Source organism: Xanthomonas sp. SS, assembly GCF_014236835.1.
In the GTDB taxonomy this organism is placed as follows: Bacteria; Pseudomonadota; Gammaproteobacteria; order Xanthomonadales; family Xanthomonadaceae; genus Xanthomonas_A.
In genome coordinates, this window is the sequence record NZ_CP051190.1 from 3,141,468 (window position 1) to 3,153,774 (window position 12,307).

At 69.6% G+C, this 12,307-nt stretch carries 5 protein-coding genes; all 5 read right to left on the reverse strand.

Features of this window, described 5'->3' with window-relative positions; all coding sequences use genetic code 11:
• Window positions 1–12 precede the first annotated feature (12 nt).
• Window positions 13–1,605: a family 43 glycosylhydrolase gene (locus HEP74_RS13045; protein WP_185813236.1), complete on the reverse strand. Its 1,593-nt coding sequence runs from the start codon at window positions 1,603–1,605 to the stop codon at window positions 13–15.
• Complete coding sequence (locus HEP74_RS13050; protein WP_255427741.1) at window positions 1,602–5,939, reverse strand: Ig-like domain-containing protein; 4,338 nt, start codon at window positions 5,937–5,939, stop codon at window positions 1,602–1,604. The genes HEP74_RS13045 and HEP74_RS13050 overlap by 4 nt, the downstream gene beginning before the upstream one ends.
• A complete protein-coding gene (locus tag HEP74_RS13055; protein ID WP_185813237.1) occupies window positions 5,936–8,770 on the reverse strand; it encodes a TonB-dependent receptor domain-containing protein in 2,835 nt (944 codons plus the stop codon). Before HEP74_RS13055 ends, HEP74_RS13050 begins: the two co-directional genes overlap by 4 nt.
• 313 nt (window positions 8,771–9,083) lie before the next feature.
• Complete coding sequence (locus tag HEP74_RS13060) at window positions 9,084–11,453, reverse strand: glucosidase family protein (protein WP_185813238.1); 2,370 nt, start codon at window positions 11,451–11,453, stop codon at window positions 9,084–9,086.
• Between the two features lie 540 nt (window positions 11,454–11,993).
• Entirely contained in the window at window positions 11,994–12,302 is a 309-nt protein-coding gene (locus tag HEP74_RS13065; RefSeq protein ID WP_185813239.1) for a flagellar basal body rod C-terminal domain-containing protein, read from the reverse strand.
• Between the last annotated feature and the right edge of the window lie 5 nt (window positions 12,303–12,307).

Sequence of the window (12,307 nt, forward strand, 5' to 3'; positions counted from 1 at the left end):
TCACCCGATGCATCAAAGCGTGTCGCAGCGCTGCGCATCCGCAACGCCGGCCTGGGCCAGGCGCTGCGCGCGCGTGGCCCACATTTCCCATTCCTGCACCGCCAGCGCGGCATAGCGGCCGTCGCCGCCGGAGGCATCGAACACCGCGCGCACGCAGCGCGTGGTCACCGGCGCGAAACGCAGCGTCTGCACCTGGTCGGCAACCGCGCCGCTCTTCGCCTCCGCCAGCGGCAGCCACTGCCCGTCCTTGCGGTATTCCAGGTGCCACCGCGCCGGAGGGGCCACACCTTCGTTGGCGCCGGGCGGATGGTCGGCCCAGAACACGATGCGGCTGCGCTGCAGCGTCACCGGCTGCGCCCAGCTGTACTGGATCCACTGCTGCGGCGGATTGTGCGCGGTCCAGCTGCCCCACATCTGCGGCGGCAGCGGATTGCGCTTGACCACGCCGTCGTTGAGCGCGGCGATCCAGTATTGATGCGGGATGTCCGGGCCGTTGGAAGCGCTGGCGGATGCGTAGCGGGCGACGTTGCGCTGCAGCGGCTGCGGCGGCTGCGGCGCGCGCGTGGCCAGCACCGGGCGAATGCGTGCCGGCCGCTGGGTGTCGTCCCAGTCCAGCCGGTCGATCGCCACGCTGCGGCGGAAGTGGCCGCCGCCCTTGGCATCGGCGGTGTGATAGACCAGATACCACTGGCCCTTGAACTGCACGATGCCCGAATGCGAGGTGGTGGAGGACACCGGCGGCAGGATCACCCCGCGGTAGGTCCACGGCCCCAGCGGCGACGGCGCGCTGCCGTAGGCGATGCAGGCGTGATACAGCGTCGGCGTGCACTCCGAGTCCGGCCCGGCGCGGTTGCCGGCGTAGGCCATGTAGTAGGTGCCGTTGCGCTTGAACAGCCACGGCGCCTCGAAATAGCCGTCCAGCGTGGTCACCGCCACCGCCGCGCCCTTGGGTGTGACCATGTCGCGTTCCAGTTCGATGCCGAACAGCTTGCCGAAGGTGCCCCAGTACAGATACACGCGGCCGTCGTCGTCGACCAGCACGGTCGGGTCGATGTTCTGGATCGTGTTCTTCACCGGCAGCGACTGCGACAGGATCGGCCCTTGCGGATGCGCATCGCGCCACGGCCCCAGCGGGCTGTCGGCGACCGCCACGCCGATCGCGAACGGATCGGCGTTGGGCGAGTGTTTTTCCTCCACCGGCGCGTACAGGTAGTAGCGTCGGTCCGGTCCCTGCACGATTTGCGCGGCATAGGCGCGGCCCGCGGCGGCCCAGGCGAACACCTGTTCCGGACGCAGCAGCGCCGGATAGTGGGTCCAGTTGCCGCTGCCGACATCGTGGGTCGCCAGCATTTGCCAGCGCTGGATCACGAAGTCGTTGACGTCGGGCGGCGCCTCGTCGCGGCCGGCGATGATGTACAGCTTGCCGTCGGCGACCAGCGGCGCCGGATCGGCGGAATAGTCGCGGCCGTCGGCCAGGATCGGATTGCCGGCGCTGTGCACGCTGCGCGCGGGCAACGCTGCCGCCTGCGCGCCGGCAACGGCAAGCGCCAACAGCAGGCAGGCACCGACGCGCCGGGCAACACGCGCGCCGCGACGCAGGCTCATGGCGCCACCGCCGCGTCGACCACGATCTGCAGCCGCACCGGCAACTGCCCGCTGCCGCCACGCCCCTGCGCGCTGCCGACGATGCTGCTGGTGCCCGGCGCGGCATACGCGGTCGGCGCCAACGGCGGCCACTGCACCGGCACGCGTTCGCGCGAGCCGTCGTTGTACTGCACGCCGACGAAGGCCGGCAGCGCCGGCACCTGCCCGGCATGCACATGCAGCGGCGGCGGCGCCTGCACCGTGTTGATCTGGCCCGGCGCGGTGGCGCGCACCCAGATGCTGGCGCTCACCGGCAAGCCGCCATCGGCCAGGCCCTGCACCTGCACACGGCCTTCGCCGGCCAGCGACGACGCGTCGAGTTGCGGCCAGCGCACACCCAGCCAATCCCAACTGCCGTCGGCGAAGTAAGCGGCGATGCGTTGCGGCAGCACCGGCATCTCGCCCGGCGCCACCCGCACGTCGATCGGCTCGACCGCAGCGGCGCGCTCGGCGAACACCTGCCATTCGTCGATGCCGACCGCGGCGTGGCCGTCGCCCTGCACCGCGGTATCCAGCACCGCACGCAACGCGCTGGTGGTCACCGCTGCGAACGCCACGCGGCTGGCTTCGCCGCGCGCGGCAACCGGATAGCCGCCGCGCACTGCGATGTCGCGCCACTGCTCGCCATCGCGGTATTGCAGCTTCCACGCGCGCGGCGGCGCCACCCCGCCATCGGGCTGGTCGTCCCAGAAATACAGCGCCGCTGCGTTCAAGCGCTGCGGTTGCCGCCATTGGTACTGCACCCACACCGAGGCCGGCTGCGCGCGACCCCAGCTGCCCCAGCGGCGATCCGCGGACGGCACTTGATCCGGCGCGGGCAGCAGGCCGTCGTTGAGCGCCTGCAGCCGGTGATGGCCGGCGGTGACCTGCGCGCTGGCCTCGGCCTCGCCCTGTACTTCCAGGCCCTGCCCGGCCGGCGTCGGCGCGGCGACCACGGCCACGTCGGCATGGCCCTGCAACGCACCATCGTCGGCCTGCAAGCGCAGCGTGTAGGCGCCTGGCGCGGTGAAGCGTACGCTGCTGCTGGCCGCCTGCGGCTCCTCGAAGATCGCCGCGCCGCCCGGCGGCGCCTGCAGCACGCTCCAATGCAGCGCCAAGCTGCCGTTCGGCAGCGCGTCGTCGCCGACGCGGCCAACGACACGCAGCGCGCCGCCGCCAACACCGTCCTGCTGCCACGCCTCGACCTGCGGCGCCTGATTGGGCTTCGCTGCCGGCACCCGCGCGCCGCTGGCATAGGCCTGGATTTCCTTGATTCCGGTGCGCAGCGCGCCGGCATGGGTCACCAGCACGCGCAGCCGTTGCACGCGCAGCGCCGGGAAGCGCACGCGATTGCGGTTGCCCTGCGCGATCGGCGCATCGCGCACCTGGCCGGGCACGGTCTTCCAGGCATGTCCGTCGAAATACTGCAGCACGTACAGCCACGGCGGCGCGTAGCCGGCGCGGGTGCCGGAAGCAAAGCCGTGCTGCTCGCCGGGCGGCGAGGAGCTGCGGTAGAAGTACAGGCGCACGTCGTCCAGCAGTTGCGGCCGGCCCAGGTCGAGTTCGATCCAGTCGCTGCGCGACGGCGACCCGGCCGTGCCCCAGAACGGTTCGTTGGCGGTGCTGCCGTCCACCACCGCGCTGGCCGGGAAACCGTCGGCGGCATAGCTGGCGCTCACCGCCGCGCCTTGTGCGAGGTTGTGCGCGGTCGCCGGCAGCGTGGTGTCCACGCCGGCGTCGGCCAGCACCGCGGTGATCCGCGCATCGGCGGCGAAGCGCACCTGCGCCGGCGTCTGCACGGCGATGGCCTTCGAACCGAGCACACGCAACTGCGCGGCATCCGCATTGAGCGCATCCGGCAGCGCCTGCACGCGGCCGCTGGCCGGGTCGTAGAGCACATGCGCCAGGCGATCGACGGTGAACGCCAGCTTCCCGTCCAGATACAGCGAATAGCCCTTGGGCAGCGCGCCGCCGTAGTGGCGGCCGTCGCGGTCCCAGACGATGGACAGGTCGCGATCGCGGTAGCGCACCGCGTCGGCGGCGAAATGATCCCAACCGATGTCGATCGGATACAGCTCGATCTGCGCGTCGCTGCGCGGACGCAGGCCCATCGCATCCTCGATCACGGTGAAGTTGGTCGCGCCGAGCTGGGTGTGGTGGATCCACGAACGGTAGCCGATGCTGCCACCGTCGGCGGCGCTGCCCTGCGCCCAGAACTCGTTCTGGTCCGGATAGCGGTTGTCGCCGTCGATGTAGTGCGCCCAGGCGTTCCAGTACAGCAGCTTGCGGTAGCTGCCCGCGTCCAGATATGGACTGGGATAGTCGCGCAGCGCGCTGCCGAGCAGGCGGAAGGCGACGGTGGAGTTGATCACCGAGAAATTGTTGCTGCCGCCGGCGCCGCGCGCCTGCCGGTCGGCCTGGTTGGCGGTATAGAACGGGAAGATCGGGTACTGCCGCGTATCGGCGAACAGGCGCAGCGCGCGCACGTACTTCGGATCGTAGTCGGCATCGCCCTGCTTCGGCATCAAGCCGACGCTGAACGGGTAGTAGTTGTTGGTCTCCTTCCAGTCCACCGGCAGCCGCGCGCCATCGGCCTGGCGCTGCTTGAGCAGGTCGCCGTGCAGGCCCATGCCGTCGGCGGTGGCGCTGTGGTCCTGCCACAGCACGGCGAGCACGGCGCTGCGGATCTTCGCCGCCAGCGCCTGCATGCGCACAGCGGTGGCCGCATCGCCGGCGAGCTGCGCGGCCTGCGCCGCGGCCAGCGCGTTGGCGTAGACGTAGGCGCTCTCGCTGCGGTCCATGCGGATCTGGCCGTGCTGCTTGGCCCAGTCGAAGGACACCGCGTCGGCGTCGTTGCCGGTCATCGCCGCCCAGTCGTACTCGATCAGGCCGTTATTGTTGCGGTCGTAGGCGCGCAACAGCGCGTCCACGTCGGCGCTGGCGTAGCGTGCCAGCTGCGCCGCTACAGCCGGCGGCCCGCCGTGCAGCTGGTAGGCGCGCCAGGCGGCGGCGCTGAGGTATTGGGCGTAGGAATTGGACCAGTTCTCCGGCGCGCCGGGATTGTCCACGTACTTGCCGCCGCCGGCGGTCTCGCCGGCGCCCAGCCACGAGCCGTAGGCGTAGCTGGGATCGCGCAGGTACTTGAGGTCGTCGATGAACATGCCGGTGGTCAGCACGATCGCATTGTCGTAGCCGAGCACGCCTTCGATCGCCACCGGGAACTGATAGTCGTTGCCGGGCACCGCGGCGTCGAGGAAATTGAAGCGGAGCAGCCACCAGCGATAGAACAACGTCTTGTCGATGTTGTCCTCAGGCGTGTCCAGGTACGGCAGGTTGTCGGCCCACCAACGGTTGTAGGCGACCACGTGCTCGCGGTACGCCTGCTGCGGCGACTGCGCGGCGATGCGCCGGTATTCGCTCAGCGACGCCGGCAGTTCGCGCGTGACCAGCCCGAGCTGCACCTTCAGCGTGGCCGCTTCGCCGCTCGCCGGCAGCGCCACGCGGCGCGCGATGGAACCGCCCTCGACCGCGAAGCCGTCGCCCGACAGGCGCGGGAAGACCGTGGTGATCGCATTGTGGGTGGCGAACGCGCCGGTGAGCTCGGCGCCGTCGGCATGCGCGGCCATCGGCGAGATCGCACGCAGGGTCAGCGTGCGCGCCACGCCGTCGCTGCTGGACAGCGTGGCCTCGGCCACGGCCACGTTCTGCTCGCTGATGAACTTGACCAGGCGCAGCCGCACGCCGGCGTCAGCATCGGCGTAGACGCTGCTGAAGTAGCTCGGCGTCTGCCGCCGCTGCGCGCTTTCCTCGACCAGGTGCAGCGGCTTGCCGTCGATCTCCGCCTGCAACCGGAACAGCGCATCGTGGCCGGTCTTGTGCGCATAGGCGACATCGCCGACGAAACCCGGCTGCTGCGGCTGGTGGGTGTACATGTACGCGGCGCGGCCGCGGCTGAACAACCAGTTGTTGTCGTCGTCGAACCCACCGCCGGTGCCGCTGCGCGCGAGCATGCGGTCGATCCAGAAATCCTTGCCCGGCGCCGTGCCGGCGCCGGCCGCCAGATCGGCGGCGAACACCCGTTGCAGATGCCCGCCCGGCGCGAAGGCCACGCCGCTGTCCGGAATCGGTGTCGGCGTACCCTTGAAATGCGGATAGCCGAGCGAAGCGTTGCTGGCCTGCAATGCTTCGCCATCCGCGGCGGCGACGGCGCTCGCCGTCACCGTGCCGCATGCCGCGCCCAGCAGCACCGCGAGCAATGCGGCGGCGGCGCGCGGCCGCCGCCATGCCGCGGCCACGCCGCTTACCCGCAACCTCAAAACTCGGTCCTGAGCCGCGCCCAGAAGTAGCGTCCCAACGTGTCGTAGGTGAACGCGTCGGTATTGGCCGCGCTCGCATAGCCGTAGTACTGCGGCGGCTTGCGATTGCCGACGTTGTTGGCGCCGGCCGACAGCGTGGTGTGCAGGCTCTCGAACTTCCGGCTCAGCGAGACGTCGTGATAGGTCACCGTGCCGACCTTGAAGTAGACGCAGCTGCCGTCGGCGGCGGTGTTCACGCAGAAGTCCTCGTAGGCGCTGCCGACCGTGGTCGGGCCGAGCAGGCGGGTGTTCCAGCTGGCGTGCCACGGCCCGTTGTCCCAGCCCAGGTTGAAGCTGGCGCGCCAGCGCGGCATGTTGCCGTAGCTGGACATCTCGCCGACGTAGTTGTGGTCGTCGCCGCTGAACTTGTAGCTGGACAGGAACGTGGCATCGACGCCGGCCTGGAAGTTGCCCCAGGCGGTATCGCGCAGCGCGTACTTGATGCCGATGTCGTAGCCCCGGATGTCGACCTTGCCGCTGTTGATCGCGAACGGCACGGTCACGTTGACCAGTTGCCCGCTCGCGTTGCGCTGGATCAACGGGCAATACGCGCTCTGGCCGTCGTAGCAGTTCTGCAGCACCTGATCCAGGCCAGTGCCGTTGATCATGTCGTCGAGGGTGACCCGCCAGCTGTCCAGGTTCACCGACAAGCCGTTCGCCCAGCCCGGATCGTAGACCGCACCGACGTTGTAGGAACGCCCCTGCTCGGGCTTGATCGCAAAACCGGCATTGGCCGAGCCGGTGGTCAGCACGTTGAACGAAGAGGTGTTGACGAAGCTGCCGTTGGTCGGCACGTTGGCGCAGGCTGCGGCGTTGCCGCCGCCGGTATAGCCGTTGCACGGGTCGGTGTAGGTGCCGGTATCGTCCACCACCGACTTGAACGGCGAGCCGTACAGGTCGCCCAGCGCCGGTGCACGGAACACCTCCGAACCGGTGGCGCGGATCAGCAGGTTGTCGATCGGGCGCCATTCCAGCGCGATCTTGCTGTTGGTGGTGTTGCCCCAGTAGTCGTACTTGGAATAGCGCGTGCCCAGGTTGAGGTTCAGCGCCTGCGCGCCGGGCACGTCCTTGAGCAGCGGGATCAGCACTTCGGCGTAGGCTTCCTTGATCGTCTCGTCGTGGCCCTGGTTCATGATGCAGCCGTCGTTGTAGTCGCAACCGCCTTCGGGATCGGCGGCGGCGACCGGATTGCTGGTGCCCTGCGAGAACCCGTTCTTGCGGAACGACAGCCCGAACGCGGCCTGCACCATGCCCGCCGGCATCGCGAACAGGTCGCCGTTGACGCTGGCCTCGGCGAACTTCATGGTGCTCTCGTCGATCAGGTCGACCGCGCTCTGGGTGGCCTTGATCCCGGCGATGGTCGCCGGATCGTCCGGGTTGAACACGTTGATCGGAGTACAGCCGGAGATCACGTTGCCCGGCGTGCCGCACTTGACCACGCCGTCGCTGTCCAGGAACGAGGCGCCGACCGCGTTGTTCAGCGCCGAGGTGATCGAGAAGCCGTTGCGCACCAGGGTGTCCTTGTAGCGCGCATAGCCGGCCGCCGCATCCCACTGCCAGCTGGTGTCGGCGAACTTGCCGCGCAACCCGGCCACGATGTTGGTCTGGTACATGGTCGAGGTGTAGACGCGGGTGTTGGCCGCCTCCGAGCGCAGCAGGTAGCGCGACAGTTGGCTGCCGAACGGGTTGTAGTAGTTCTGCGCGGCGTTGGGCAGCTCCAGGCCGTAGGCGGTCAGCTGCGAGGTGGTCTCGCTGCGGGTCCAGAACATGTCCAGGTAGCCCTGCACGTTCGGGGTGAAATCGAAGCTGGCGTGGGCGGAGAAGTTGGTGCGCTGCACCGGGGTGATCAGATATTGGCCGTAATAGGAGTTATAGCCATCGGTGGCACTGTTGTAGGTGCGGAAATCGCCGGCATCGACCGCGCCGGGCGCCAGGCCGCTGTTCGGGGTCAGCACGCTGCCGTCGCCGAGGAAGGCGCGGGTGCCGTTGCCGCGGCGTTCCACCACCTGGCCGTTGAGGTAGTTCACCGCGGTCTTGGCGTAGCTGCGGTCTTCGTCGTACAGCGCGTTCATCGAGCTGCGGCTCAGGCCCAGGATCAGCCCGCCGCGCTCCCAGGTCTTGCCCCACTCCACGCCCACCGAACGGCGGTTGCCGTCGCCGTGCGTGCTCTGGCCGTAGTCGACGGTGGCGGCGGCGCCGTCGTACTTGTCCTTGAGGATGATGTTGACCACGCCGGCGATGGCATCGGAACCGTACACCGAGGACGCGCCGTCGGTCAGCACCTCGATCCGCTCCACCATCGCCGCCGGGATCGCGTTGATGTCCACGCCGGGCGCAGCGGACACGCTGCTGGCCGGCCCGGCCATGCGGTGGCCGTTGACCAGCACCAGGGTGCGCTCGGCGCCCAGGTTGCGCAGCGAGACCAGCGCGCGGCCGTGGCTGAAGCCGGAATTGAGCGAGATGTTTGGCATGTTGCCGGCCATCGCCGGCAGTTGCTGCAGCAGTTGGCCGAGCGTGTCCTGGCCGCTGTCCTCGATCCGCTGCCGGTCGATGGTGATCACCGGGCTGGCGGTCTCCGCATCGACGCGGCGGATATGGCTGCCGGTCACCGTGACCTTTTCCAGCGTGGTGGCGGCCGCGCCATCGGCGCTGGCGTCCTGCGCCAGTGCGGCCGGCGCCGTGGCGGCCAGCGCCAGTGCGGTACAGATCGCCGCTGTCAGCGGGCCCGGCCGCTGCGCGCGGCGCCACGAAGACGGGAAGAGCGGCGCAGCGCGTTCAGACAAAGACGACATCGGATTCTCCTGGGCGGCGACGCGTGGCGATCGGCAGGGCCGGCATGCCCTTCCCCGGGCTGCCATCCCCATCGCCAGCGGTCGTTGGCGGGGCGGAACAGGGCGTCGTATGCAAGGCGCGACGGCAGCGCGAGCTGCCGCCGTCGCCGCTGCGTGCGGCGCTGCATCGTGCAGGAATCTCCCCCGGAGACTTCATTGCACCGACACAATGTGCGCGTACTGTGATGGCGTCGTCTTGTCGTATTTATCGGCTAAACGTGCGGAATATCGCACTGCGCGACGCGCAACGGGACATTTCCGACTTTTTCGCCACTCAGCCGTAGGCGGCCGAAATCGTCATTTCCCGCGCCGCGCCGGCGGGCACCTGCACGCGCTCGTCGCGCGGCCCGGACAAGGCCACCGCACGCCCGTCGATCAGCACCTCGCGCAATTGCGTGCCGGCCGGCACGCGCAGGGTCAGCCAGGTCCGCGCCGGCGCCTGCGCCGGCAGGGTCAGCGTGCCGTCGATGCGCTTGCCGGCCGGATCGCCGCGCAGAGTCAGCGACACCGCGCCCCAGCGGGTCGGCGCGGCGGCGATCGCGACCTCCTCGCCGCTGCCCAGCCACTCGCGCGGCAGCGCGCGCGCCAGGAACAGTTCTTCGCCGGCGCTGTCCTCGAACACCAGCATCCAGCGCAGCAGTAGCGGGATGGTCATCTGCGCCGGAATGCAGAACAGCGGCATGCCGCCGGTGATGCCGCTGACTTCGCCCGCGGTCCAGCTGCCACGCGTGTGCACGTGGTAGCGGTGCGCGTACAGGAACAGCAGGTATTCCTCGATCCGGTCCAGGCGCAGCAGTTGCTGCGCGTAGCCGTAGGAAATGAAACCGAGCAGATCGCGCCCTTCCGGCGTCGGCGGCGCGATGTTGCCGACCACACCAAGGCTGGTGCCGCCATGGCCGCGCACGCAATCGATGACCAGGTGCGCGAGGTCGGCGGGCAACACGTCGGCCTGCAGCAGTTCGGCGTAGGCGCGGTGCGGCCAGCCCTGTTCGCTGGGGCTCTCCTGCTGCAGCGACTGGCGGAAGGTCAGCTTCACTCCCGGCAGCGGGCCGATGTAGGGCGGTTTCAGGTCGTGGCGGATATTGGCCCGCAGGGTCTTGTGCAGTTGCGCGGTCAGTTGCTTCGCACGCCGCTGCCACTGCGCCGCGGCGGTTTGCGCGCCCGGCCCGGCGATCGCGGCCCACACCGCGGCGATGTCCTGCCAGCCGCGGATCGCCAGCGCGCTGTTTGCGTAGTACGGCTTCCACCACAGGGTCGGATCCGGGAACAGGCAGGCGTCGGATTCGTTCCAGCCATGGATCAGGCCGTACCCGGGCGTTTTGGTTGGCAGCTTGAGGCTGGCGTCGTGCAGCTCCAGCAGCACCTGCACTGTCGCTTCGATCTTGCCGCGGTGCTTGCGCAGCAACGCCGCATCGCCGGTGTAGCGCAGGTAGCGCGCCAGCAGCGACAGGGTCAGGCCGAACTGGCCGGTCTCCGCGCCGCGCATGTTGACCATGCCGTCGTCCTGCACGAAATCGCTGAAATAGCCGTCCAGCACCGCCGCGGCCTGGGCGAAGCGGCCCCACTCCAGGTTCGCGTACAGCGAGCTGGTGAAGGTGTCCTGGAAGCCGTCGTATTCGTTGCCGTAGTAGTCGCGATCGACCGCGCCGTATTTCGGATAGGTGCCGCCGGGGCGCACCACCAGTTCGCGGGCGAAGGCAAAACGCGCCATGTCGCTCCAGCTGGCGTCGGGCAGTTGCGCCTGCACGGTGTCGGCAAGCAGGCCCTGCCAGTAGCCGGCGAAGGCGAGCAGGCCGCGGTAGAAGTCCTCGGCGCTGCGCGGGCCGCGCCGCGGCGGGTAGTCGGGATAGCTGTAGCCATACACCACCTTGGTCACCTTGCCGTGCTCGACCAGTGCGCTGCGGTGCCAGGTCTGCACGATGAAGCGGTCGGTGGCTAGCACGTCGGCGAACAGCAGCACGTCGTAGTAGCGGCCCTCGCCGGCCGGCACCACCTTGCGCACCGCCGGCATCCAGCCGCCGATCAGGCCTTCGTGGCGGCGCGCGACCAGCTCGGCCTTGCCCAGCTCGGGAAAGGCGTGCAGCGCACGATAGGCGCGGGTGCGGCCGTCCGGATACACCGGCATGGTGTCGGCGCATTCGCGGGTGCCGACGAAGGTGGTCCACGGCAGGCGCCCGTTGTAGTCCTTGGGATCCAGTTGCGAGGCCGGCGGCGGCGCCGCATCGCGTACTTCGTCCATGCGCGGATCGCCGTCGCGCAGCAGGCGGTCGGCGAGCAGGTCGGCTTCGGCCATTGCGACGTCGGCCAGCTTCATGCCGAAATACGGCGCCTGCGCGCTGGGGTAGACCGCTTCGGTGCGCTTGCCGAGCACCAGCGCGCCGCCGGGGCCGAGCAGGGTCAGGTCGCCATCGGCGCTGCGCAGGTCTTCGTACACCTGCCACTGCGCGCCGGCCTCGGTGAAGCGGCACTGCAGGGTGTGGCCGGCGAGCGCATCGGCGGACAGCGGTTGCAGGCGTGGCGCCGCCGGCACTGGCGGCGTGGCCGGCGCGGCGTTGGCGGGTGCGGCGATGCCGCCGGCCAGGGCTTCGACACCGGCGACTGCGCCGACCGCCAACCCCTGACGCAGGAAATCTCTCCGATCCATGTACCGTCCCCCGATGAGCAATAGCGCATCATCGTGCGCCGCAGGGACGGCGACGTCTTGTGCGCTGTGTCGAGGATCGGTGCGGAAAATTGCATAGCGTTGGGTGGCGCAACGGTGGCTGCACCGGGCTTCGCGGGTACTTTCAGGGTTAAACAGGAGCAGGTGCGCGAGGCTTCGCCCGTACCCTCATCCGCCCCTTCGGGGCACCTTCTCCCGGAGGGAGAAGGAACAGCCTTAGCCCCTCTCCCACCGGGAGAGGGGTTGGGGTGAGGGTCGGCGCGAAGCGTCTCGCGGAGTTGGGCGCACGAGGCTGCGCCCGTACCCTCATCCGCCCCTGCGGGGCACCTTCTCCCGATGGGAGAAGGAACAGCCGCTAGCCCCTCTCCCACCGGGAGAGGGGTTGGGGTGAGGGTCCGGCGCGAAGCGTCTCGTGGAGTTGGGTGCACGAGGCTGCGCCCGTACCCTCATCCGCCCCTGCGGGGCACCTTCCCCCGAGAAGGGGGCCATGGTCCCGAGGGGAGAAGGAAGAGCGGCGTGGCCTCAGGCCAGGACGTCGAGCAGGCTGCCGATGGTGTCGTCTGCCGCGCGCAGCACCCGCGCGTTGGCCTGGAAATCGTTGCGTGCGGACAGCCCGCCGACCATGTCGTCGACCAGGTCGCTGCCCTCGCCGCCCGCCGCCTGCACCTGGACGCTCACGCCGCCGCCGGGCGCTTCCTGGTTGGCCGTCACCTGGCGCTGGAAGCCTTCGGTGGCGGCGTTGGCGACATTGTTCGCGCGCGCCTGCAGACCGGATGCGGCGGCGCGCATGCCGGACAGGGCGATCGAGGACACCGAGGCGATGGAACTCATGCGCG

Coding starts and splice junctions, on each gene's coding strand:
- HEP74_RS13045 (WP_185813236.1), bottom strand. CDS start 1,605: ATGAGCCTGCGTCGCGGCGCGCGTGTTGCCCGGCGCGTCGGTGCCTGC.
- HEP74_RS13055 (WP_185813237.1), bottom strand. CDS start 8,770: ATGTCGTCTTTGTCTGAACGCGCTGCGCCGCTCTTCCCGTCTTCGTGG.
- HEP74_RS13060 (WP_185813238.1), bottom strand. CDS start 11,453: ATGGATCGGAGAGATTTCCTGCGTCAGGGGTTGGCGGTCGGCGCAGTC.
- HEP74_RS13065 (WP_185813239.1), bottom strand. CDS start 12,302: ATGAGTTCCATCGCCTCGGTGTCCTCGATCGCCCTGTCCGGCATGCGC.